The sequence below is a fragment of the Microbacterium sp. NPDC087591 genome (genome assembly GCF_044743625.1).
GTDB lineage: Bacteria > Actinomycetota > Actinomycetes > Actinomycetales > Microbacteriaceae > Microbacterium.
The window spans coordinates 183,284-207,010 of the sequence record NZ_JBIUWU010000003.1 but is presented as its reverse complement, the minus strand read 5'-3'; the positions used below and the strand labels follow the sequence as shown (position 1 = coordinate 207,010).

At 69.8% G+C, this 23,727-nt stretch carries 19 protein-coding genes; 16 read left to right on the top strand and 3 right to left on the bottom strand.

The annotated features are described in order from the left end of the window. Window positions 1–12 precede the first annotated feature (12 nt). Window positions 13–4,008, bottom strand: a complete 3,996-nt coding sequence (hrpA, locus tag ACIOVG_RS15480) for an ATP-dependent RNA helicase HrpA (RefSeq protein WP_400875319.1) — start codon at window positions 4,006–4,008, stop codon at window positions 13–15. 43 nt (window positions 4,009–4,051) lie between these two features. Here hrpA and ACIOVG_RS15475 point away from each other — a divergent pair, with 43 nt between their 5' ends. The 4 genes from ACIOVG_RS15475 (at window position 4,052) to ACIOVG_RS15460 (ending at window position 8,657) form a co-directional block, all read left to right on the top strand. Further along, the gene (locus tag ACIOVG_RS15475; RefSeq protein WP_400875316.1) at window positions 4,052–5,260 is read left to right on the top strand and encodes a heparan-alpha-glucosaminide N-acetyltransferase domain-containing protein; all 1,209 of its coding nucleotides are present in this window, start codon (window positions 4,052–4,054) and stop codon (window positions 5,258–5,260) included. A 67-nt stretch (window positions 5,261–5,327) separates the two neighbouring features. Beyond that, window positions 5,328–6,164, top strand: a complete 837-nt coding sequence (locus ACIOVG_RS15470) for an aldo/keto reductase (RefSeq protein ID WP_400875314.1) — start codon at window positions 5,328–5,330, stop codon at window positions 6,162–6,164. Between the two features lie 73 nt (window positions 6,165–6,237). After that, window positions 6,238–6,807, top strand: a complete 570-nt coding sequence (gene msuE / locus ACIOVG_RS15465; RefSeq protein WP_400875311.1) for an FMN reductase — start codon at window positions 6,238–6,240, stop codon at window positions 6,805–6,807. Between the two features lie 38 nt (window positions 6,808–6,845). Then, window positions 6,846–8,657, top strand: coding sequence for a thioredoxin domain-containing protein (locus ACIOVG_RS15460; RefSeq protein WP_400875308.1), 1,812 nt, complete (start codon window positions 6,846–6,848; stop codon window positions 8,655–8,657). A gap of 11 nt (window positions 8,658–8,668) precedes the next feature. On the opposite strand, the gene ACIOVG_RS15455 is transcribed toward ACIOVG_RS15460, so the two are convergent. Continuing rightward, window positions 8,669–8,887 (bottom strand): hypothetical protein, encoded by a 219-nt coding sequence (locus ACIOVG_RS15455; protein WP_400875305.1) that lies wholly within the window; start codon window positions 8,885–8,887, stop codon window positions 8,669–8,671. A 107-nt stretch (window positions 8,888–8,994) separates the two neighbouring features. Here ACIOVG_RS15455 and ACIOVG_RS15450 point away from each other — a divergent pair, with 107 nt between their 5' ends. The 5 genes from ACIOVG_RS15450 to ACIOVG_RS15430 all read left to right on the top strand — a co-directional run bounded on the left by ACIOVG_RS15450 (window position 8,995) and on the right by ACIOVG_RS15430 (window position 13,428). Continuing rightward, the gene (locus ACIOVG_RS15450; RefSeq protein WP_400875303.1) at window positions 8,995–9,906 is read left to right on the top strand and encodes a hypothetical protein; all 912 of its coding nucleotides are present in this window, start codon (window positions 8,995–8,997) and stop codon (window positions 9,904–9,906) included. After that, window positions 9,903–10,262, top strand: coding sequence for a GntR family transcriptional regulator (locus ACIOVG_RS15445; protein WP_400875301.1), 360 nt, complete (start codon window positions 9,903–9,905; stop codon window positions 10,260–10,262). The genes ACIOVG_RS15450 and ACIOVG_RS15445 overlap by 4 nt, the downstream gene beginning before the upstream one ends. A gap of 178 nt (window positions 10,263–10,440) precedes the next feature. Then, window positions 10,441–11,547, top strand: coding sequence for a histidinol-phosphate transaminase (gene hisC / locus ACIOVG_RS15440; RefSeq protein ID WP_400875298.1), 1,107 nt, complete (start codon window positions 10,441–10,443; stop codon window positions 11,545–11,547). Then, window positions 11,544–12,932, top strand: a complete 1,389-nt coding sequence (locus ACIOVG_RS15435) for an amino acid permease (protein WP_400875295.1) — start codon at window positions 11,544–11,546, stop codon at window positions 12,930–12,932. The genes hisC and ACIOVG_RS15435 overlap by 4 nt, the downstream gene beginning before the upstream one ends. A gap of 7 nt (window positions 12,933–12,939) precedes the next feature. After that, entirely contained in the window at window positions 12,940–13,428 is a 489-nt protein-coding gene (locus ACIOVG_RS15430; protein WP_141871229.1) for an Lrp/AsnC family transcriptional regulator, read from the top strand. Window positions 13,429–13,439: 11 nt separating this feature from the next. On the opposite strand, the gene ACIOVG_RS15425 is transcribed toward ACIOVG_RS15430, so the two are convergent. Continuing rightward, window positions 13,440–14,993, bottom strand: coding sequence for a dolichyl-phosphate-mannose--protein mannosyltransferase (locus ACIOVG_RS15425; protein WP_400875290.1), 1,554 nt, complete (start codon window positions 14,991–14,993; stop codon window positions 13,440–13,442). Between the two features lie 35 nt (window positions 14,994–15,028). Between ACIOVG_RS15425 and rsmI the strand changes: the two genes are divergently transcribed. From rsmI to ACIOVG_RS15390, 7 genes are all read left to right on the top strand, one after another. Next, window positions 15,029–15,850, top strand: coding sequence for a 16S rRNA (cytidine(1402)-2'-O)-methyltransferase (gene rsmI / locus ACIOVG_RS15420; RefSeq protein ID WP_400875287.1), 822 nt, complete (start codon window positions 15,029–15,031; stop codon window positions 15,848–15,850). A 34-nt stretch (window positions 15,851–15,884) separates the two neighbouring features. After that, window positions 15,885–16,991: a LacI family DNA-binding transcriptional regulator gene (locus ACIOVG_RS15415; RefSeq protein ID WP_400875284.1), complete on the top strand. Its 1,107-nt coding sequence runs from the start codon at window positions 15,885–15,887 to the stop codon at window positions 16,989–16,991. 176 nt (window positions 16,992–17,167) lie between these two features. Next, complete coding sequence (locus ACIOVG_RS15410) at window positions 17,168–18,832, top strand: ABC transporter substrate-binding protein (RefSeq protein WP_400875282.1); 1,665 nt, start codon at window positions 17,168–17,170, stop codon at window positions 18,830–18,832. Then, the gene (locus ACIOVG_RS15405; protein WP_400875279.1) at window positions 18,829–19,809 is read left to right on the top strand and encodes an ABC transporter permease; all 981 of its coding nucleotides are present in this window, start codon (window positions 18,829–18,831) and stop codon (window positions 19,807–19,809) included. Before ACIOVG_RS15410 ends, ACIOVG_RS15405 begins: the two co-directional genes overlap by 4 nt. Next, a complete protein-coding gene (locus tag ACIOVG_RS15400; protein ID WP_400875276.1) occupies window positions 19,806–20,720 on the top strand; it encodes an ABC transporter permease in 915 nt (304 codons plus the stop codon). The genes ACIOVG_RS15405 and ACIOVG_RS15400 overlap by 4 nt, the downstream gene beginning before the upstream one ends. Further along, window positions 20,717–22,429: an ABC transporter ATP-binding protein gene (locus ACIOVG_RS15395; protein ID WP_400875274.1), complete on the top strand. Its 1,713-nt coding sequence runs from the start codon at window positions 20,717–20,719 to the stop codon at window positions 22,427–22,429. The genes ACIOVG_RS15400 and ACIOVG_RS15395 overlap by 4 nt, the downstream gene beginning before the upstream one ends. 31 nt (window positions 22,430–22,460) lie before the next feature. After that, window positions 22,461–23,630, top strand: a complete 1,170-nt coding sequence (locus ACIOVG_RS15390; protein ID WP_400875271.1) for a glycoside hydrolase family 1 protein — start codon at window positions 22,461–22,463, stop codon at window positions 23,628–23,630. Window positions 23,631–23,727: the final 97 nt, after the last annotated feature.

Genomic DNA, 23,727 nt, shown 5'->3' with positions numbered 1-23,727 from the left:
ACCCGCCGCGGATCAGCGTCCGGCCAGCGCCTTCAGGATGCGCTGCGGCGACACCGGCTGCGCGGTGCCCAGGCGCTGCGCGAACACGCTGATCCGATATTCCTCCAGCAGCCAGCGCGTCTCGACCAGCGGGGCCGCAGCTCCCGGTGCGAGCGGGATCGTGCCTCCGGCGTCCTCGTATGCCTTCGCCATCCGTTCGAACTCCGTCATACGGGCGCGGTCCTTGCCCGGTTCGCTCGCGAGCATCTTCAGACGGTCGAGCATGCCGGCGAGGTAGCGCGGGTAGTGCGCCAGGCGTTCGACGCCCGCCGCAGAGACGAAACCGGGATGCAGGAGGCCGGACAGCTGGGTGCGGATGTCGTTGAGCGGTCCCAGCAGCGCGAGCGAGTTCTGCGACTTGATGCCGCGCTCGACCTCGCGCGACGAGGTCAGGATGCGGGCGACCAGCGAGACGCACGCGAACAGGTCGTCGACCAGGGATGCGGAGACCGCATCGCGCACGCGCGTGAACTCCGCCTCGGTGCGGATGACGCCGCGTCCTTCACCGGTCGCCGAGCCTGTCGAAGCGTCGATCACCGCACGGGCGACCGCGGCGCGGCAATCCTCGATCAGTGCCGCGGCGGAGGAGTACGGGGAGGCGGCGAGCGCCAGCTTCTCCTGGCTCGTGAGGTGCTCCTGCACGTACGACGACGGTGACGGGACCGCGAGCAGCACCAGCCGCAGCACGCCGTCGCGGGTCGCGGCAGCCGCGGCATCCGCCGTCGACTCCACGCGCACCGACGCGGTCCTGCCCTGGTCGACGATCGCCGGGTAGCCGCGCACGACGCCGCCGGCGACCCGGGTGTCGAGCACCTCGGGGAGGTCGCCGAAGGTCCAGGCGGTCAGGCCGTCCTGCTCGATGGGGCCGCGCGCGGAGGCCGCTGCCACCGATGCCGAGGCCTCCTTCGCGCCGCCGCGAGGCCGCGAAGGGGCGGCGATCGATCGCGCCACGCTGCTGCGGGCACGGTCGGCGAGCTGCTGCTGCAGTGCGGTGAGGTCGCGACCGGAACCGGCCGTCCGTCCGCGCTCGTCGACCGCGCGGAAGTTCATGCGCAGGTGCGCGGGCACCCGCTCCTCCTCGAAGTCCGCCGCCGAGACGAGCTGGTTCGCGAGGGGCTGGATGAGCCGCGCGAGCGCTTCCTTCAGGGTGCGTGCGGGCAGACCGCCGTGCGACTCCGGGCCTTCGCCCGCGAGTTCGGCGCCGAACTTCTCGGCCCAGTCCGCCGCGGGCACCACGTGCCGCCGGATGGCCTTGGGGAGCGCGCGCAGCAGGCCGGTGATCAGCTCTGCGCGAAGCCCGGGCACCTGCCAGTCGAAGCCGCGGTCCTCCACCTGCGCGAGCAGCGCGAGCGGGATGACCACGCTCACGCCGTCGTCGGCGGCACCGGGTTCGAAGCGGTAGGCGAGACCGAGCACCTGGTCGCCCTGCGTCCAGCGCGTCGGGAACTCGCTCTGATCGGCCCGCTCCTCGTCGTCGAGCAGATCGCCCTCGCGCATCACGAGCAGCTTGGGCGTGCTCTGCAGCGCCTCCCGCCACCAGGCCTCGAAAGAGCGCACGTCGAACACGTCCGCGGGGATGCGCTCGTCGTAGAAGCGGTACACGGCCTCGTCGCCGGCGAGGATGTCGCGGCGCCGCTCGCGCTCCTCGAGCTTCTCGAGACGCTTGCGCAGCTCGCCGTTGCTGCGCCAGAACGCGCTCACGCGCTTGTCGATGCGCGTCGGGTCCCATTCGCCCTCGACCAGCGCATGACGCAGGAACAGCTCGCGGGAGGCCGCCCTGTCGATGCGGGCGAACTGCACACGCCGTCGCGGGATGATCTCGAGCCCGAACAGCGTCACCTTCTCGAAGGCGACGGCGGCGCCGGCATCCTTCGACCAGTGCGGCTCGGTGACCTGGCGTTTGGCGAGATCGCCGGCGAGCGACTCCGCCCAGGCCGGGTCGATCGCGGCGACCGTGCGGGCGAAGGTGCGCGACGTCTCGACGATCTCGGCGGCGATGACGGCCTGCGGACTCTTCTTTCGCAGGCCGGAGCCGGGGAAGATCGAGAACCGGATGCCGCGGGCGCCGCGGTACTCCGCGATGCGGCGCTTCGGGTCCTTCGCGGGGGAGTGCGACTTGCCGGCAGGCGTGCTGCGCTCGTCGAGGATGCCGATCTGCGACAGGAGTCCTGACAGGAGGGCACGGTGGATCGCATCGGGATCGCTCGCTCCGGTGTCGCCGCCCTGGCGCTCCGGCGACCTCACGAGCGTGCGCAGCTGGCGGTGCACGTCGAACCACTCCCGCACCCGCACGTAGTTCAGGTGCTCGGCGCGGCACAGCCGACGGAACGCGCTGGATCCGAGTTCGCGCTGCTGCTCGCGCAGGTGGTTCCAGAGGTTCAGCAGGGTCAGGAAGTCGCTGGTCGGATCCACGAAACGCGCGTGCAGCCGGTCGGCCTCCTCGCGGCGCTCCTCCGGGCGTTCCCGCACATCCTGGATGGTCATGCCCGACACGATCGCGAGCACGTCGCGCGTGACGCCGGCGCCCTGGGTCCCTGAGCTCGTCGACCCTTCGTCTCGCTTCGCTCGCTCAGGGGCCGGGCGGCCGGCCTCGATCAGCATCCGCGCGAACCGTGGATCGATCGGCATGCGCGAGATGTCGCGGCCCGTGCGGGTGAGGTGCGGGGATCCGTCGCGGCGCGACGGCTCGACCGCGCCGAGCTCGGTGAGCAGATCGAATGCGGCCTTCACGCCGCGGGAGTCGGGCGGGGTGAGGAAGGGGAACGCCTCGATGTCTCCGAAGCCCAGCGACAGCATCTGCAGGATCACCGAGGCCAGCGAGGTGCGCAGGATCTCGGGCTCGGTGAACTCGGGGCGGCGGTCGAAGTCCTCCTCGGAGTAGAGGCGGATCGCGATGCCGTCGCTCGTGCGGCCGGCGCGGCCGGAACGCTGGTTCGCCGAGGCCTGCGAGATCGCTTCGATCGGCAGCCGCTGCACCTTCGAGCGGTTGCTGTAGCGGGAGATGCGCGCGGTGCCGGTATCGATCACATAGCGGATGCCGGGAACCGTGAGGCTCGTCTCGGCGACGTTGGTGGCCAGGATCACTCGGCGACGCACACCGGCGACGCGGCTGCGCTCGAAGACGCGGTGCTGCTCCGCGGCGGACAGACGCCCGTACAGCGGGAGCACCTCGGTGGGGGAGCGGTCGTGCGCGTAGGCGCCCCGCACTGCGTCGGCGGCGTCACGGATCTCGGCTTCACCGGGGAGGAACACCAGCACGTCGCCGGGTGCTTCCCGGTCGAGCTCGCGTAGAGCCGCGACGATCGCCGAGACCTCGTCCTCCGGCTCTCCTGCCGTCGGTGCCGCGGCCGTCTCTTCCGAGTCGTCGATCAGGGGCCGGTAGCGGATCTCCACCGGGTACGTGCGGCCGGACACCTCGATGATCGGCGCCGGATCCGCGCCGGCCGGGGCGAAGTGCTTCGCGAAGCTCTGCGGGTCGATCGTGGCCGAGGTGATGATCACCTTGAGGTCGGGGCGCTCGGGCAGGATGCGCACGAGGTAGCCGATGAGGAAGTCGACGTTGAGCGAGCGCTCGTGGGCCTCGTCGATGATGATCGTGTCGTAGCGGGTGAGCAGCCGGTCGCGGTGGATCTCGTTGAGCAGGATGCCGTCGGTCATCAGCGCGATGCGCGTGGCGTCGGAGACCTTGTCGGTGAAACGCACCTTGTAGCCGACGAGGGTACCCAGCTCGACCTGCAGCTCCTCGGCGACGCGCTCGGCGATCGTGCGGGCGGCCAGTCGGCGGGGCTGCGTGTGCGCGATGCGCGTGCGGCCGAGTTCGAGCGCGATCTTGGGCAGCTGGGTCGTCTTGCCCGAGCCGGTCGCACCGGCCACGATCACGACCTGGTTGTCGCGGATGGCGTCGGCGATCTCCTCCCGGGCGGCGCTGACGGGCAGCTCCGGGGGGTACGAGATCACAGGTGTGGACATAGCCCTCCATCGTATGCCGCGATTCGCCCCCTACGATCATCGGGTGACCATCGCCCTCCGCCCCGCTCAGTGGATCCGAGAGTTCGGACGACCGCCCCGCATCCTGGGCCTCGACATCGCCCGCGGACTCGCGATCCTCGGCATGGCCGGTGCCCACATCGGCGAGACCGTGCCGTTCCAATGGCTCGATCCCACGACCTGGACCGATCTGGTGCACGGACGCTCCTCGATCCTGTTCGCCGTGCTCGCCGGCATCTCGATCGCACTGATGACCGGGCGCAGCACGCTGCCCGACCGTGAGCGGATCCCGAGCATCCGGTTGAACCTGATCGGACGGGGCGCCGTGATCTTCCTGATCGGGCTGGCGCTCGAGATGCTGAACACTCCGATCGCCGTGATCCTCACGCTCTACGGGCTGCTCTACGTCGCCGTCATCCCCTTCCTGCGCTGGCGGGTGTGGCAGCTGCTCGTCGCCTCCGGGGTGCTCGCGCTCGCCGGCCCGGCACTGCTCGCCTTCCTCGGCGCCGTGACGCTGAACCCCTACGGCGCGGGCATCGGCTTCGTGTTGTACGGCACCTACCCGATCACCGTGTGGATGGCGTTCGTACTGGGCGGGATGGCGCTCGGGCGTCTGCGTGTCGAGCAGGTGCGCACGGCGGCCGTGGCCCTGGGAATCGGCGTGTTGCTCGCCGCGGCCGGCTACGGTCTGGGCGCGCTGGGTTCGACGGCCGGAGTCACGGGGTCGAGCGCCAGCTTCTCGTGGAGCTCCGACTCGTCCGGGGCGAGCGACACGAGCATCCTCCCCGGAGACTCGTCGACGGGGGAGGTCCTGCCGAACGGCTGGGAGACCTACCCGCAGTCGCTCGTCGAGGCGGATCCGCTCGGCTCGGCCCTACGCGCGTTCCTCGCGGTCGAGCCGCACAGCGGCGGCACGGCGGAGATCCTCGGCTCCGGCGGATTCGCACTCGCCGTGATCGCGCTGTGCGTGCTGCTCAGCCGTCCGCTGCGCTGGCCGCTCCTGCCGCTGGGCGCTCTGGGTTCCATGCCGCTGTCGGCATACAGTGCTCACGTGCTCGTGATCGCGCTGCTCGCGGGACCGGGCGGCTATTTCACGAGCAATGTCCTCTGGGCGGTGATGGCGCTCGGACTGCTGGTGGTCACGACCCTGTGGTCGATGTTCGTCGGCCGCGGACCGCTCGAGCGTCTGGTGGGGTGGAGCGCGGCGAAGATGGCCGCCGTCCCGGCGCGCTGACGTCATCCGAGGAGATCAATCGTCCCCTTCTGGTCGCGCCTGTCATCACAGGTCGTAGGGTGGACGCATGACCATTCCTGCACTCGAACTGAACGACGGAAACTCCATCCCCCAGCTGGGCTACGGCGTCTTCAAGGTGCCGGCCGACGAGACCGAGCGCACCGTGAGCCAGGCGCTGGAGATCGGCTACCGCCACATCGACACCGCCGCGATCTACGGCAACGAGGAGGGCGTCGGGGCGGCGATCGCGTCGTCCGGCATCCCGCGCGACGAGCTGTTCATCACGACCAAGCTCTGGAACGACCGCCACCACGGTGAAGAGCCGCGCGCCGCGATCGGTGAGAGCCTCGAGAAGCTCGGGCTCGACCAGGTCGACCTGTACCTCGTGCACTGGCCCACCCCGGCGAAGGACGACTACGTGCACGCCTTCGCGAAGCTGATCGAGTTGCGCGAGGCCGGGCTGACCCGCAGCATCGGCGTCTCGAACTTCCTGGTGCCGCACCTGGAGCGTGTGGTCAGCGAGACCGGCGTCACGCCGGCGATCAACCAGATCGAGCTGCACCCGGCCTACCAGCAGCGCGACGTCGTGGCCTGGGCTGCCGAGCACGGCGTGCGCATCGAGTCCTGGGGTCCGCTCGGTCAGGGCAAGTACGACCTGTTCGGCACCCCCGCGGTCGCCGAGGCGGCAGCGGCGCACGGCGTCACGCCGGCCCAGGCCGTGCTGCGCTGGCACCTGCAGAAGGGGATCATCGTGTTCCCGAAGTCGGTGCGGGCGGAGCGCCTGCGCGAGAACCTCGACGTCTTCGGATTCACGCTCACGGATGCCGAGGTCGCGGCGATCGATGCGCTCGACCCGCTCGACGGCTCCGGCCGTGTCGGTGCCCACCCCGACGACGTGAACTGACTTCTCCGCTCACACATGACGCCCCGTGTCGCTCCCCGCGACACGGGGCGTCGTCGTGGGTACCGTCGAACTCATGACAGCTCGCTACCGCGTCGTGGCCGTGTCGGGATCCCTGCACGAGCCGAGCAAGACCACCGCCCTCGTCCGCGCCATCGCCGATGCGGTGGCCGAGCGCGCCGAGGTCGACGTGGAGATCATCGAGCTGACCGACATCGGCCCCCGGCTGTCCGGAGCGCTGCGGCGCGACCAGCTGCCGCTCGAGGTCGAGGAGAAGCTCCAGGCCATCGAGGCCGCCGACCTGCTGATCGTCGGAAGCCCCGTCTACCGGGCGTCGTTCACGGGCCTGTTCAAGCACCTGTTCGACTTCGTCGGTCAGTACGACCTCGTCGGCAAACCGGTGCTGCTGGCGGCCACCGGAGGCGGCGAACGCCATGCGCTCATCATCGAGCACCAGCTGCGCCCGCTCTTCGCCTTCTTCCAGGCGCTGACCCTGCCGCTGGGCGTGTACGCGAGCGACACCGACTTCGACCGCTACGAGATCATCTCCGACGTGCTGCGCTCGCGCATCGCCCTGGCCGCCGAGCGCGCCCTGCCGCTGGTGGGCTACGCGGCATCCCGACCCGTCGAGCTGCTGGTCGGCTGATCGCCCCGTCACCGCGGACGGCGGCGTAGCGTGAGGGCATGACCAACCGGCTCGCCGACACGCTCAGCCCGTACCTGCGGGCACACGCCGACAATCCCGTCGACTGGTACCCCTGGGGGCCGGAGGCGTTCGCCGAGGCCCAGCGCCGCGATGTGCCGCTGCTGATCTCGATCGGCTACTCGACCTGTCACTGGTGCCATGTGATGGCGCGGGAGTCCTTCGCGGATCCCGAGGTCGCCGCCCTCATGAACGACGGCTTCGTCGCGGTGAAGGTCGACCGCGAAGAACATCCAGACGTCGACGGGGCCTACATGGCGGCGGCGTCCGCCTTCACCCAGAACCTCGGCTGGCCCCTCACGGTGTTCGCGACACCGCGGGGTCGCACCTTCTTCGCCGGCACGTACTGGCCGCCGGACGCGCGGCCCCCGCTGCCGTCGTTCCGTGAGGTGCTGGCGGCGGTCGGCGAAGCGTGGACGCAGCGGCGCACACAGGCGGAGGAGTCGGCGGATGCCGTGACCGACGCCCTGATGCGGGCCGCGGAAGCCTCGCCGACCGACCTGCCCGCCGCGGGAGCCCTCGCCTCGGCCGCCGCGGCGATCGCCGCCCGCGAGGACCAGCAGTTCGGCGGTTACGGCGGAGCCCCGAAGTTCCCGGTCGCGACGACACTGCGGTTCCTGCAGAGTCCGCTGGTCGTTCGGGAGGCGGCGGATGCGGCTCGCTCGGCGCAGCGGGCGCTCGCCGCGATGGCCGCATCCGACCTCCGCGATGCGGACGGCGGGTTCTTCCGCTATGCCACCCAGCGCGACTGGACCGTTCCGCACTACGAGCGGATGCTGACCGACAACGCCCAGTTGCTCGAGGTCGCGCTCGATGCCGGTGATGAAGAGACGGCCAGCGGGATCGCGGGGTTCCTGCTCGCGTCGTTGCAGCGGTCGGGTGGCGGATTCGGCGCCGCGCAGGATTCGGAGTCCTGGATCGACGGACGCCGCGACGAGGGCGGGTACTACCAGCGTCCGGTGTCGGAGCGGGTGGGTCTGGAGCCGCCCTCCGTCGACGGCAAGCTCATCACCGGCTGGAACGGTCTGGCGATCGGTGCGCTCGCCCGTGCCGGGGCGCGCCTGGCCGAGCCGTCGTGGGTCGAGGCCGCCGCGCGGGCTGCCGAGACCGTGCTGCGGGTGAACCGCGGCGTCGACGGTGAGCTCGTGCGAGCTTCACTCGACGGCGTCGCCTCGGATGCCGTCGCAACGGGCGCGGATCTCGCACTGCTCGCCGACGGGCTGTTCGCGCTGGCGCTCGCGTCCGGTGAGGCATCGTGGGCCTCGGTCGCGCGGGAGGTGCTGGATCAGGCTCTCGACGGCAGGCGCATCGATCCGCTCCTCGCAGTGCACGGGATCGCCGCCTCACCCGATCAGACGGATGGCGATCTGCCCTCTGATGTCGCCGCGACCGCCGCCGCGGCCCTGACCGCGTGGCGACTCGGGGCAGGGGAGCGGTATCGCGAGGCGGCTGTGAGCGCGGTGCGCGACCATGCGGCACGCGGAGTGGAACAGCCGTTCGCGCATGGCAGTCTGCTGCGTGTGGCCGCGGGTCTCGTCGATCCGCCACGACAGCTCGTGGTGGTGACGCCCGACCCGAGCAGCCCGCTGGCCGCGGTGGCGCTCCGGGCGGATGCCGACATCGTCGCGGTGGTCACTTCCGCACAGTCACGCGCGTTCGCCGATGCCGGCTTCGAGCTGTTCGAAGGCAAGGGTGAGGTGCCGACCGGCGGGGAGGGGCTGGCCTACGACTGCCGCGCGTTCGTCTGCCGTCTGCCGGTGGACGATCCGCGCTCCGTCTCCCTGGAGCGCTGAGCCGGCCCGACTCAGCGGGCGTTGCGCGGATGCTGCCGCGCCGTGCGCTCATTCCCTCGGCGGTAGTTCCCGGTCAGACGCGCCATCAGCAGCTGCGCGTCCCCGTTCTCGACCTCTGCCAGGAAGTCCGTCGCCCGCGCGCCGCGCAACACCGTGGCTGTCACGCCGTGGTGTCGGATGACGACGTCGTCACCGCGCATCACGTAGTCGAAACCGGACGGGGCTGGCATGCAGGAGATCGTATCCCTGCGACGGCGCCGAGCGTCTGTGTATTAATCAGTTGACACACGGATGATACGTTGTGTACCGTTCGAATGGTACACAACAGGAGGTGGTCATGGCTGGGATCATGATGGGGGCATACGCGCTGGGGATCGGCGCCGCGGCGGTCGTGGTGTGGCTCGCCGTGCACCGTCGACGAGGCGACGCGGCCCGTGCGGGAATCCGGCCCGTGCTGCATGCTGCGCGCCGCCGCGCGGTGATCGCGGTGGTGTTCTCGACCATCGTGTTCATAGCGGGGGCGCTCGTGGGTATCGCGATCCCCGAGATGCTCGGGCAGTCGTTCGCCGTAACTCCGCTGATTGCCGGCGCCGCCGGCATGCTGCTCTACAGCGCCACCCCTCCGCGTCAGATCGTGCTGCGCGCTGACGAACCGCGTGCCGCGCAGCTGGTGCCGCGCTCCGCCCTCTCCGCCGTACCCTCGCGGTGGGCCACTGGGTTCCTGGTCACGACCGTGGCCTTCATCGCGCTCGTGGTCTTCTGCGGGATGACGGCCGACCTCGACGAGCAGGGGCGATCGCGCACCATCGGGTTCGAGTCGGAGGAGGTCTCGTCCTGGTCGAGCCCGTACCCTGGCTGGTTCTACGGCGTGCCGGTATTGATCGCCCTGGTCGTCCTGGTGGCGTGCACGGCGATCGCGCTGCAGCGCATCAGCGCCACCCCGGCATTCCCGCGGCCGGCTGATGCGGTGCTCGACCAGTTGTGGCGACGGCGCTCGGTCGAGGTCATCCTGAAGCTCGGCATCGGCGCGATCCTCTTCTCGCTCGGAGGGATCGCGGCGACGGCGGGGATGGCGATGGGGAACGCGGTGATCGCCGGCAGCACTCCGATCCTGTGGTCGGTCATGTCGGGTGTGCTCTGGATCTCCGGAGCCGTCGCACTGGTGCTCAGTATCGTGAGTGTCACCCTCGCCGGTCTGACCGCCGTCACCATCGGAGAGGCGGCGACCAGGATGGAGAGCGTTCGATGATCACGGTCGACCCCTCCGGTGCGGTCGCGCCCTTCGAGCAGGTGCGCTCGCAGATCGCCGACGGCATCCGCTCGGGCGAGCTGGCGGAGGGATTCCGACTGCCGTCGATCCGACAGCTCGCTGCCGACCTGCGTGTCGCCGCCGGTACGGTTGCGAAGGCGTACTCGGCACTCGAGTCGGAGGGGCTGATCGAGAGCAGTCGGGCCCGCGGCACACGGGTGCGCGGCGGCAATGCGCATGGGGCGCGAGTGCGCGACGCGGCGCAGGCCTTCGTCGATGCGGCCGAAGGCATCACGCTCGATGAGGCGCTGGGCGCGGTGCGGGCGGCGTGGGCGACGCATCGCGACCCCGGCTGACGGCGCGTGTGGACTGAACAGTCTGCACAGCGTCGAGCACGCTGACAGCCTCCGACTGCGCGCGATGCGCACCTTTCGCTGCACCGATTGCCCAGCCGTCGGCATCCGGTCTACTGTTGCGCGACAGCAGGCGTCGCCGCCTGCGCCGCCTCAGGATCACAGCAAGGATGCTCTGCCGATGCCCCTCCCCACCCGCGCCGGACTCGATGCCATGCCCGCCTACCGACAGGGGCGTTCCGCTCCCGCCGGTGCCTCGAAGCTCTCGTCGAACGAGTCCCCGCATCCGCCGCTTCCCTCGGTGATCGATGCCGTGCACGACCGACTCGGATCGATCCACCGGTACCCCGACATGAGTGCCGCGGCCTTGCGCGCCCGCCTCGCCGAACGGTACGACGTCGACCCGGCGCTCGTCACGGTCGGCGCCGGATCCGTGGAGCTCGCCGCCCAGCTGATCCATGCGGTCGCCGGAGACGGCGACGAGGTCATGTTCGCCTGGCGGTCCTTCGAGGCCTATCCGTCGCTCGTGCGGATCGCCGGCGCCACTCCTGTGGCCGTGCCGCTGACCGCGGAGCACGTGCACGACCTCGATGCCATGCTCACCGCGATCACCCCGCGCACGCGGCTGATCTTCGTCTGCAACCCCAACAACCCGACCGGCACCGTGGTCGGCGCCGACGAGCTCGAGCGCTTCGTGGCCGCGGTCCCGCACGACGTGCTGGTCGTGATCGACGAGGCCTACGTGCACTTCGACCGCACGACCTATTTCGATGCCGAGACCAGAGGTGCGGGGATCGAGCTCTTCCGCCGCCACCCGCACGTGGCCGTGCTGCACACGTTCTCCAAGGCCTACGGTCTGGCGGGCCTGCGCATCGGCTATGCCATCGCGCCGGCGGAGATCGCCGAGAACCAACGCAAGGTCGCCGTCCCGTTCGGCGTGACCGACCTCGCCCAGATCGCCGCGAGCGCGTCGCTGGAAGCCGAGGACGAGCTCTCGCTCCGCATCGACGAGGTCGTCCGCCAGCGCGACCGGCTGCACGCCCTGCTCCTCGCGGCGGGGTGGCCGGCCGTCCGCTCCCAGGCGAACTTCGTCTGGGTGCCCGCGGGGGAGCGCACCGAGGAGCTCGAGACACTGCTGCGCGAGGGTAGCGTCATCACGCGCGCGTTCGCGGGCGAAGGCGTGCGCATCTCCTCCGGATCCGCCGAGGACATCGACCGGGTGGAGGCCGCACTGGCGGCATCCCCCTCGGGCTCCGACCTTTCCGCTCGCAAGGAGGCGACCGTATGACCGACGTGCCCGTCACCACGACGACGACCAAGGGACTGCACCCGGGGCTCACGCGCCGGCAGATCTCGATGATGGGCCTGGGCGGTGCCATCGGCGCCGGTCTGTTCGTCGGCTCGGGGCAGGCGATCGGTCTCGCCGGTCCCGCCGTGCTGATCTCGTACCTGGTCGCCGGGGGCATCGTGATCCTCGTGATGGCGATGCTCGCCGAGATGGTGGCAGCGCGGCCGAGCTCCGGTGCGTTCAGCTCCTACGCGCAGAAGGCGATGGGGCGCAGCGCCGGCAGCGCGGTCGGTTGGCTGTACTGGATCCAGCTGGTCGTGGTGATCGCCGCCGAGGCCACGGGGGCAGCGGGCATCGTCGCCGGCTGGGTGCCCGGCATCCCCGCGTGGCTGTGGGTGCTGATCTTCGTGGTCGCCCTCACCGCGGTCAACCTGTTCGGTGTGAGCAACTACGGTCGCTTCGAGTTCTGGTTCGCCGCCATCAAGGTCGCCGCGATCATCGCGTTCCTCGTGGTGGGCGTGTGCGCGATCCTCGGCCTGATCCCGGGGGTGCCGGCGACCGGCATCGGCAACCTCTTCGACCACGGCGGATTCGCCCCGAACGGCATGACCGGCATCGCGGCCGCGCTGCTGATCGTGGTCTTCGCGTTCGGCGGCACCGAGGTCGTCGCGATCGCCGCCGCCGAATCCGACGACCCGGCCCGCAACATCCGCCGGATCGTGCGCGAGGTGCTCGTGCGCATCCTGATCTTCTACATCGGCTCGATCTTCGTGATCGTGGCGGTGCTGCCCTGGAACTCGCCCGCCGTGCTCGACGGACCGTTCTCGGCCGTGCTCGCCACGCTGCACGTTCCGGGCGTCGACCTGGTGATGTCGCTCATCGTCGTGGTGGCGCTGTTGTCAGCTATGAACGCCAACATCTACGGCGCCTCGCGCATGGCGTTCTCGCTCGGCGAGCGCGGTCTCGCTCCGCAGGGCATCACCCGCACGAGTCTCAAGGGCGTGCCCTTCGTGGCCGTGCTCGCGTCGGTGGCCTTCGGCTTCGTGACGGTGGGGCTGAACTGGGCGTTCCCCGATGTGGTGCTGCCGGCGCTGCTGAACGTGGTCGGATCCACCCTGCTCGTGATCTGGACGGCGACGGCGCTCGCGCAGATCATCCTGCGCCGGCGTGCCGACCGCGACGGTGTCGATATGCCGATGCGCATGTGGGGCTTCCCCTGGCTGTCATGGCTGTGCCTGGCGCTGCTCGCCGGTGTCATCGCGCTGGCGATGGTCGATGAGGCCGCCCGCATCCAGCTGCTGCTGACGCTGGGGCTGACGGCGGTGCTGCTGATCGTGGCCCGCCTCACACGCGGTGCGGCACGCGTCGGGGTGGCCAGGGAGTAGCCGGGACATGCGCATCGACCGCCTCGACGCCGAGCTCATCCGCTTGCTCACGGAGTCCCCGCAGCTGCCGCTGCTGGAGTGCGCGCGGCGGCTGGGGATCGCCCGTGGCACGGCGACCAGTCGTCTCGCCCGCCTGCACGAGGGCGGGGTGATCGAGGCGATCGTGCCGCGCATCGATCCGAGCGGCTTCGGCTACGGCGTCGTGGCGTTCTGCCTGGTCGAGATCGATCAGAAGGTCGGGCATGACGAGGTCGCGACGGCGCTGGCCGACGCGGTGCCGGAGATCGTCGACATGCACACGGTCACCGGAGCCAGCGACATGCAGCTGCGGCTGGTCGCCCGCGACGCCACGCAGCTGCAGGAGGTGCTCGACCGCGTCGCCCTGGTGCCGGGGGTGGCCCGCACCGCCTCATCGATCGCGATGCGCACGCACCTCTCGGGGCGGGTACTGCCTCTGGTCGAGCACGTCGCCGGAGACGAGCCCGTCACGCGCTGACGTGCCGCGACTCAAACCCAGCCGGGCAGCCAGTTGTGCAGGCGCCAGAAGTCGTACGGCACGCTGATGCCCGCCCACAGCGGGTAGAAGAACGCCGAGACCAGCACCACGAACACCAGGAAGATGAGCACGGTCCGCTCGCCCGACTGTCGCCGGTACAGCGGATCGTCTCGTCGTCCGGCGATGACCCGCAGCGTCAGGGCGAGCGCGATCACGAGGAACGGCACCATGACCACGGTGTAGAACTGGAAGATCGTGCGTTCGGGGAACAGCAGCCACGGGATGTAGGTGGCGGCGAGACCCACGAGCGGCACGCTGATCTCCGGTCCGACCGGCTGACGGAGCACCCAGCCGCGCACCAGGAGGTAGAGCAGGAACACGGCCGCCGCGACACCGGCGTACCAGATGAGCGGGTTCGGCACCGCGGAGATCACGGCCATGCAGTGGTCGACCCCGCAAGGGGCCGGATCCGTGCCCACCCAGACGGCGGTCGGGCGCAGCAGGAAGGGCCACTCCCATGCGGGGCTCGCGTAGGGGTGCCCGCGGTTCAGTCCGACGTGGAAGCCGAGCATCGACTGGTGGTACTTCCACAGCGCGACCAGGGGATTCGCATCGCTCTGGCGGTCGTAGCCACCCGCGGTCACGAACCATCCGGTCCAGCTGATCAGGTACACCGCGAGCGCGGGGAACACCAGCAGCAGGAACGACACCGGGCCCTGGCGGAACGCGGCATCCGTGGGCCACAGGATCACTCCGGCGCGGCGGCGGGCGAGGGCATCCGTCACCACGACGTAGAGGCCGAAGGCGGCGAGCACGTACAGGCCCGACCACTTCACGGCGCAGGCCGCCCCGAGCGCGAGTCCTGCGGCGATCAGCCACGGACGGCGCCAGAGGATCGGGCCCCAGAACGGGTCGGGGGCCTCGGGGTCCCTGCGTTCCAAGAGCGGGATCGTCCGTCGCCGGTCGAGCAGGACGAACAGCACGCCCAGCAGCACGAAGAACGTCAGGATGCCGTCGAGCAGCGCGATCCGGCTCAGCACGATGCTCAGACCGTCGAGCGCGATCAGGAGGCCGGCGACCGTGGCCACCACGATCGATCCGCTCAGCATCCGCGCGATCAGGTACACGAGCAGTACGGAGGCTGTGCCCAGCAGCGCAGTCGCCAGGCGCCAGCCGGCGCTGTTGTCCGGCCCGCCGATTGCCATGCCCAGGGCGATCAGCCATTTGCCCAGTGGCGGATGCACGATGAACGAGCCCTGCTCCGAGAGCGGCAGCTGCTGCAGGGTCACGAAGGCGTCGTTCGCCCCCTCGCCCCAGGTTCCCTCGTAGCCGAGGGTCCACAGCGACCAGGCGTCCTTGACGTAGTAGGTCTCGTCGAACGCGAGCTGACGCGGGTGGCCGATGTTGATCAGCCGCAGCACGGCTGCGATCGCGGTGACCACGAGCGGGGCGAGCCAACGCAGCGAGCGGCGCCAGTCCGGATCGAGCAGGATGCGGTCGCGCAGCCGTCCGTATCGTGTCAGCCGCTCCTCGGGAGCAGGCAGCAGGGGCACGGGCGCGGTCACCGGTCCAGCCTAGACAACCCGCCTATGCTGAGCGGGTGATCATCCTCGCCGCCACTCCGATCGGAAACCTCGGTGACGCCTCGCGCCGCCTGATCGAGGTCCTCGAGAACGCGGAGGTCGTCGTCGCCGAGGACACCCGCACCACCGGACGCCTGCTGCAGGCGCTGCAGATCGCCAACCGGCCGCGGCTGATCGCGCTGCACGACCACAACGAGAAGCAGAAGGCGGCGGAGCTCGCCGCCCTCGCCGCCGAGACCGACGTGGTCGTCATGAGCGACGCCGGGATGCCGACGGTCAGCGATCCCGGCTACGGGCTGGTCGCCGAGGCTGTCGCGCAGGGCGTCACCGTGACCGCGATCCCCGGCCCGAGCGCCGTGCTGATGGCTCTGGCGATCTCCGGGCTCCCCACCGATCGGTTCACCTTCGAGGGCTTCCTGCCGCGCAAGCCGGGGGAGCGCCGCGCCACCCTGCGCGCCCTGGCCGCAGAGCCGCGCACCATGGTGTTCTTCGAGTCCCCGGCCCGTCTGGCCTCCTCGCTCGCCGACATGGGCGGCGCCTTCGGCGACGAGCGCCGGATCGCGGTGTGCCGCGAGCTCACGAAGTTCTACGAGGAGGTGCGCCGGGGCACCGCCTCCGAGCTCGTCGCCTGGGCGAAGGACGGCGTGAAGGGCGAGATCGTGGTGGTGGTCGAGGGTGCTCCGCGCCGCGACGCCTCGCCGGAGGATGCCCTCGCGCAGGTGCAGAAGCTCGTGGCCGACGGCATCCGTCTGAAGGAGGCGGCCTCCGAGGTCGCCGCACTCACCGGTCTCTCCTCCCGCGATCTGTACCAGGCCGCGCTCGCCGCCAGAGCGAAGTAACCTCACAAGCACGTACGGGAGGGAGGACGCGAGCATGGCGAAGACAGCCACGGTGTACGACGTCGCCGACCATGCGGGCGTGTCCATCGCGACGGTGTCGCGTGTGCTGCGCTCGCCGGATGCCGTGCGTCCGGCCACGCGGGAGCGGGTGCTGGATGCCGTCACGGCGCTCGGCTACGTGCCCAGCGGCAGCGCGCGCGGGCTCGCGGAACGCCGGACCGGCGTGCTCGGACTGTACTTTCCCGGCTTCGACGCCGCGGAGGAGGCCCCGTCGCTGGATGTGCTGACCCCGGGAGCTGCGGCCACGCCGCCGTTCACGGTCGTGCACGATGCCGCCGAGCCGGGGGAGGAGCACCACACCCTGCTGTTCCTCGACGAGGTGCTGCGCGGCGCGGAGCTGGAGGCCTGGAAGCAGGGCTTCGTGCTGATGATCGGTGTCGGGCGCGATGATCCCTCCCGCGCGACCGTGCGCGACATGGCCGGCAAGGTCGACGGGCTGATGGTGCTCGCCGAGAGCGTGCCGGAAGACGAGCTCGCCGGGCTCTCTCGCCGCATCCCGGTCGCGGTGCTGTCCGGCCCGCCCCGCGGCGACCACTACGACCACGTGACGGTCAGCAACACCGAGGCGATGGCGGAGCTGACCCGCCATGTGCTGGCGCAGATCGGTGACGGCGCGCTCGCATTCCTCGCCGGCCCCGAGGATTCCCCGGACGGCGCCCAGCGCTGGGACGGGTTCGCCGCCGCCGTGGCGGAGGCGGGGAGATCGCCCGATGCCGTGACGGTCGCCAGGGGGGACTTCACTCGCGCCTCGGGTCGGCGCGCGGCGGAGGAGATCCTGGCGCAGACGACGCCGTCCGCACTCGTCGCGGCGAACGACCAGATGGCGCTCGGCGCGCTCGAGGTGTTCCGCGCCGCAGGGCTCCGGGTGCCGGAGGACGTCGTGGTGACCGGCTTCGACGGCATCGAGGCTGCGACGCTCTCGCGGCCTCCGCTGACCACGATCCGCCAGCCGATGATCGATCTGGGACGGGCGGCCGTGCAGGTGCTCGCCCGTCGTCTGGAGCGCCCGGATGCCGAGCCGCTCGTGGTGCATCTGCCCCTGCAGATCCTGCTCAGAGAGAGCTCCCGGCGACCGGATTAGGTACCTTGTGGCACCGTTCCCACGCCAGTGAGGGCAAGGGAAGACAGTCCTCCGGGGCCTTGTCAAGGGGTTGCGGCGCAGAAATGTATGCGCTTACACTCGCTCATGCGGCAGGGTCCGCAGGGCGTTCCGACCACGTGACGCCCTTCATGACAGAGACGACATGAGGTGGCAGGGTGTCGAAGAAGCACACGCTCCGACGGTGGCGCAGAGCCGCGATCGTAGGCCTGGCGGCCGCGGCCGTCGCGCTCAGCGGATGCAGCATCCAGATCACGTCGCAGCCCGATCCGTCGATCGGCGCCGACACGATGCTCATCAACGCCGACAAGGGCAATCCGTTCTTCACGAAGAACTTCAACCCGTACCTGACGAACACGCGCACCGCATCGCGGTGGATCTACGAGCCGCTGATCCTGGTCAACCCGCTCGACGGGACGCTCAACCCGTGGCTGGCGACCGAGTGGTCGCAGCCCGACGCCCGCACGATCGTGATGACGATCCGCGACGACGTGCAGTGGAGCGACGGCGAAGACCTCACCCCCGACGACGTGGCGTTCACCTTCCAGCTGCTGGAGGACAACCCCTCGCTCGACATCAAGGGGGCGTGGCAGCACCTCGAGAGCGTCGAGACCGATGGCGACGACGTCATCCTGCACCTGCAGGGAGAGGACGCACCGTCGCTGTCGATCCTGGGACAGACCATGATCGTGCCGGAGCACCTCTGGGCCGATGTGAAGGATCCCGGTACGTTCCGCAACGAGAAGCCGGTCGGCACCGGTCCGTTCGTGCTGGGCAACTACAACGACCAGCAGTACTCGATGGACAAGAACCCCGACTACTGGCAGGCGGACTCGATCGAGATCGAGCACATCATCCTGCCGGCGACCAACTCGCAGCTCGACACCGTCAGCCGCGGCTACGACTGGGCCTACGCGTTCATCTCCGACGTCGAGGGCACCTGGGGAGCGGCGAGCGACCACAACGCGTGGTGGTTCCCGCCGGGTGGCGTGATCGCCCTGATGCCGAACCTCGAGGTCGCCCCCTTCGACGACGTGAACGTGCGTCGTGGTATCGCCCTCGCCCTTGACCGCGAGGAGATCGCCGAGACCGCCTCCGAGGGGTACATGGAGCCGGCCGGTCAGACCGGCCTCATCCTCCCGAACCAGGAGCAGTACCTCGACCCCGACATCCCCGACCAGGGCATGATCACGCAGGACGCGGATGCCGCGCTCGCAGCCTTCGCGGAAGCCGGGTACACGCTCGACGGCGACCGACTGGTGGGGGAGGACGGAGAGCAGCTCGAGTTCGCCCTCACCACAGCCAACGGCTTCACGGACTGGACGCGCGCCGCCCAGACGGTGCAGTCGCAGCTCGCCGCGGTGGGTGTCAAGGTCACCCTCCGCCTGCCGCAGCCGGCCGGATACCAGAGCGCGATCAGCAACGGCGACTTCGAGATGGCGATCGGCGGCATGGGCAACGGCGACGTGTACCAGGCCTACAACAACCTCCTCTCCAGCGAGTTCTACGTGCCGTCGGGAGAGGCGACCGCGAACAACTTCGAGCGCTACCGCTCGGATGAGGCCGACGCGCTGCTCACCGAGTACCGGGCGACCGTGGATCCGCAGCGCCAGGCCGAGATCGTGCGGGAGCTGCAGGGCATCGTCTACGACGACCTGCCGGTGATCGGGCTGTACTACGGCGGGATCTGGGGTCTGTTCAGCGACGCCAAGTTCACCGGGTGGCCCAACGCCGACGATCCGTACATGATCCCGCAGAACTACGACTCAGCGCCGCTGATGATCTTCACGAAGCTGAAGCTCGTGAACGGAGACGACAAATGAAGTACGTCCTTCAGAAGCTCGGTCTGTTCGTGCTCACGCTGTGGGCCGCGATCACGCTCAACTTCTTCCTCCCGCGGCTCATGCCCGGATCTCCCGCGGATGCCGCGATCGCGAAGCTCTCGCAGAACGGTCCGGTCTCCGACGCCACGCGCGCGGCCATAGAGGCCCAACTCGGCGTTCCGACCGGCTCCATCTGGGACCAGTACGTCACCTACCTCGGTCAGGTCGCCCGGCTCGACTTCGGGGTCTCGTACACGTTCTACCCGCAGTCGGTCGCCAGCATGGTCTCCACGGCGCTGCCGTACACGATCGGGCTGGTCGGGATCGTCACGATCCTCGCCTTCGTGATCGGCACGCTGATCGGCGTGGCGGCCGCCTGGCGGCGAGGGACCTGGCTCGACAGCCTGCCCACGCTGACGGGTTCCTTCCTCAGCACCTTCCCGTACTTCTGGACCGCGCTGCTGCTGCTGTTCTTCCTGGGCTACGTGCTGCACTGGTTCCCCACCACCGGCGCCTACGCGGCCACGACGACCCCCGGTTTCACCTGGGCGTTCATCTCCGACCTGGCCATGCACGCGGTGCTCCCGGCGCTGACGATCCTGCTCACCTCACTGGGCGGCTGGATCATCGGCATGCGCAACGCGATGATCAACACGCTCGGTCAGGACTACGTGACCTTCGCCGAGGCGAACGGTCTGCGCGGTCGCACGATCGCCCTGCGCTATGCCGCGCGGAACGCGATCCTCCCCAACCTCACCGGCTTCGGGCTCACGCTCGGCGGCGTGGTGGGCGGATCCATCCTCGTGGAGCAGGTGTTCGGCTATCCCGGTATCGGATATCTGCTGTTCAACGCCGTGATCGGGCAGGACTACCCGCTCATGCAGGCGCTCTTCCTGATGATCACCGTGAGCGTGCTCATCGCCAACTTCCTCGTCGACATCCTGTACGGCGTACTGGACCCAAGGACCCGCCGATGACCTCCACCATGAACGTCAAGCTTCCGGCCGACCGCATCGCGTCCCCGAGCCCGTGGCGCGCCCTCGGGCGCATGCTCGGAACCCTCTGGGGCAACGGCAAGGCCCGGCTCGGACTGTGCCTGCTGGGCTTCTTCGTGCTCGTCGCGGTGTTCGCCCCGGTGATCGCGCCGTACGGGGCCAAGGACAACGGCTTCGAGCGCAACGCCGACGCCTCGGCCGCCCATTGGCTGGGAACCACGGCCGCGGGGGAGGACGTGCTGAGCCAGCTCATCTACGGCGCGCAGATCAGCCTGCTGGTCGGTTTCGCCGCCGGCATCCTCTCCACGATCGTCGCGGTGCTCATCGGACTCAGCTGGGGATACATGCGCGGCTTCGCCGGTGAGGTGGTCGGCTTCGTGGTCAACCTCTTCCTGGTGATCCCCGGCCTGCCCCTCATGATCGTGATCGCCGCGTACCTGCAGAACGGCGGCATCCTGATGATCATCGCGGTGATCGTCGTGACCGGCTGGGCCTGGGGTGCGCGCGTGCTGCGCAGTCAGACGCAGTCGCTCCGGGGCAACGACTTCGTCGCCTCCGCGCAGTTCTCCGGAGACAGCGCAGCGCGCATCGTGTTCCGCGAGATCCTGCCGAACATGACCTCGATCATCGCCGGCACGCTGTTCGGCGCCGCGACGGCGGCGATCCTGGCCGAGGCGGGGCTCGAGTTCCTGGGTCTCGGCGACTCCAGCATCGTCAGCTGGGGCACCATGCTCTACTGGGCCCAGAACTCCAACTCGCTGCTCACCGGGCAGTGGCTGCTGCTGTTCGCCCCCGGTCTGTGCATCGCACTGCTGGCCTTGAGCCTGACACTGATCAACTTCGGCGTGGATGGCATCTCCAATCCGCGCCTGCGAGAGGGGAAGGGCCGATGAGCGCCATGAACGCGGATGACGTGCTGCTGGAGGTCGACTCGCTCTCGGTCGAGTACGCCTCGCCGGGAACCGAGCCGGTGACGGCGGTGGAGGACGTGTCGTTCACGCTCCGTCGCGGAGAGTTCGTGGGGCTGGTCGGCGAGTCCGGGTCGGGCAAGTCCACGCTCGGCTTCGCCCTCACACGGCTGCAGAAACCCCCGGCGCGGATCAGCGGAGGACGCATCCTGTTCGGCGGGCGTGACATCCGCGAGCTGGACGCCGAGGAGCTGCGTCGCCAGCGCCAGGGCGGTTTCGCGATGGTGCTGCAGTCCGGCATGAACGCCCTGAATCCGGTGCGCACGGTCGGCGCGCACTTCCAGGACATCTTCGCCGCGCACGGTCACGTGCCCCGCGAGGCCCGCGACGCGCGAGCCAGAGAGCTGATCGGCAAGGTCGGCCTCGAGCCGGAGGTGCTCTCGCGGTACCCCGGCGAGCTCTCTGGCGGCATGCGGCAGCGCGCATCGATCGCGCTGGCCCTGTCGCTCGAACCGCAGCTCATGGTGTTCGATGAGCCGACCACCGCCCTCGATGTGCTCGTGCAGCACGCGGTCATGGATACGATCCGCGACCTGCAGGAGGCCGAGCAGTTCACCGCGATCCTCATCAGCCACGACCTCGGCATCGTGCTGGAGGCCACGGACCGGGTGATGGTCATGCACGAGGGGCGCATCGTGGAGGACGCCCGCAGCGCGGACATCCTGCATGACCCGAAGGACGAGTACACGCGGATGCTGCTCAGCCACTACGCGGACCCGCGAGCGAAGACGATCTCCATCCCCGGCTTCGTCGACCTCGGCACCCGGCGCCGGGAAGGGCGGGTGCGCACCGACCTGACCGAGACGCTGCCGACCGTGGCGCAGCGCGACCTGCGCCGTGCCGATGCCGCGATCATCGTGGAGGGGGTGTCCAAGCGCTACCCGGCGCCGCGCCGCGGGCAGGATCCGGTCGTCGCGGTGGACGACGTGTCGTTCCGGCTGGAGCCGGGCGAGGCGCTCGCGCTCGTCGGAGCCTCCGGATCGGGAAAGTCGACCATCGCGAAGCTGATCACCGGGGTCGAGAAGCCCACTGCCGGCACCGTGAGGTTCGGTGATGTCGACGTCGCGACGCTGCGCCGCGGCGGTCTGCGCGACCTGCGCAAGGACGTGCAGATGGTGTTCCAGGACCCGTATGCGGCGCTGAACCCGCTGCACACCGTCGAATACGCGCTGTCTCGACCGGTGCGCAACTACACCCCGCTGCGCGGGCAGGAGGCCAGGGCGCGCGTCCTGGAGCTGCTCGAGACCGTGGGGCTCACCCCGGTCGAGCAGTTCGCGGCGAAGCTGCCGCACCAGCTCTCGGGCGGACAGCGTCAGCGCGTCGTGATCGCCAGGGCGCTCGCGAGCGATCCGCAGGTGCTCATCGCCGACGAGCCGGTGTCGATGCTCGACGTCTCGCTGCGCGCCGGAGTGCTCGCCCTGCTCGAGGATCTGCGCGAGCGCTGGGGCATCAGCATGCTCTACATCACGCACGATCTGCTCAGCGCGCGACTGGTGACCGAGAACATCCTCGTACTCAACAGCGGTCGCGTCGTCGAGCGCGGCGAGACCTCCGAGGTCCTGCAGCACCCGCAGGACCCGTACACGGTCGAACTGCTCGACGCGGTGCCCAATCCGGCACGCGCCGCACGCTGAGCCCACACCCCACCGAAAGAAAGGAGCCTCCGTGCTCTCATTCCCTGAAGGCTTCCTCTGGGGCGCCGCGACCGCAGCCCACCAGGTGGAGGGGAACAACACCACCAGCAACTGGTGGGCGATGGAGCATGCGCCCGGCTCGCCCATGGTGGAGCCGTCGGGCGACGCCGCCGACCACTTCCACCGCTACCCGGAGGACATGCGTCTGCTCGCGGACGCCGGACTCAACTCCTACCGGTTCTCGGTGGAGTGGGCGCGCATCGAGCCCGAGCGCGGGTTCGTCTCGCGCGCCATGCTCGACCACTACCGTCGCATGATCGACACGGCACGCGAGAACGGCCTGGACCCGACGGTCACCCTCATGCACTTCACGGTGCCGCAGTGGTTCCAGAAGGACGGCTTCTGGCGGGCGGATGACGCGGTCGACCTGTTCGCACGCTACGTCGAGACCGTCCTGCCGATCCTCGACGGGGTCCGCTACGTGTGCACCATCAACGAGCCGAACATCGCGGCGATGCTCGCCGGGGGAGAGGACGCGGCGAACCTCGTCGCCTTCGGACTGCCGAATCCGGACCTCGCCGTCGCCGACACGCTGCTCGACGCGCACCACCGGGCATCGGAGATCGTGCACAGCGTCTCCGGCGCACAGGCCGGCTGGACGATCGCCACCCAGGCATTCCACTCGACGGGGGAGCCCGGTGCCGACGAGATGCTCGCCGAATACGGCGACCCGCGCGACCACTGGTATCTGGAGCAGTCGGCCGGCGATGACTTCGTCGGCGTGCAGGCCTATACGCGCACCTTCATCGGACCCGAGGGGCCGCGTCCGGTCAGCCCCGACGTGGAGACGACCCTCACCGGGTGGGAGTTCTACCCGGAGGCGCTCGAGCTCGGCGTCCGCAGTGCCTGGGAGCGCAGCGGAGGGGTGCCGATCCTGGTGACCGAGAACGGCATCGCCACCGCTGACGACACCCGCCGCATCGCCTACACGCAGGGAGCGCTGGAAGGACTGCACCGCGCGATCTCGGACGGCATCGAGGTGCGTGCGTACCAACACTGGAGCGCCCTGGACAACTATGAGTGGGCGAGCGGATTCGCCCCCACGTTCGGCCTGATCGGCTTCGACCACGAGACGTTCGCGCGCTCGCCGAAGCCCTCGCTGGCCTGGCTCGGCGAGGTCGCTCGGCGCAACGCGCTCTGAACCCGGATGCTCCGCTGCACTTCCCGCGGCGATATGCGCTTCCCGCGGCCGAATCTCCGCGATACGGCCGAGGGAAGTGCGTAGAGCCGAGCGAAGC